At 51.6% G+C, this 287-nt stretch carries 1 protein-coding gene; it reads left to right on the top strand.

Annotation, left to right across the window (positions count from 1 at the left end; translation table 11 throughout):
* A partial coding sequence (locus tag M3G14_RS11630) for a hypothetical protein (protein WP_259926689.1) occupies positions 1 to 261 on the top strand: 261 nt, incomplete at its 5' end.
* Positions 262 to 287: the final 26 nt, after the last annotated feature.

Raw genomic sequence — 287 nt, 5'->3', positions numbered from 1 at the left:
CAGGCAATGCCACCGGCACACACCAACCACACCAAAAACGGCACAGCCAGCACAACCAGGCACGCAACCAATCCACAAACAAAAGTACATTGGCACACTATCGAGTTCTCAAACAACACACGCACACCCACACCAACCAGCCAAAACACAACCAGCCAGCGCGAAGCAGCGAATCTCAACGCTACACACAAGGTAAACAAAAGTCAAAATCGAGAACAACCCCGACCAAACAACCCGTACACCCCGTACGCAACCATCTGAAATTATCTCGTCCCCACCAAGCGACT

This window comes from Corynebacterium sp. p3-SID1056 (assembly GCF_025152525.1).
Taxonomy (GTDB): Bacteria; Actinomycetota; Actinomycetes; order Mycobacteriales; family Mycobacteriaceae; genus Corynebacterium.
The sequence above is the reverse complement of the archived record's forward strand: the minus strand, read 5'-3'. Positions and strand labels throughout refer to the sequence as shown.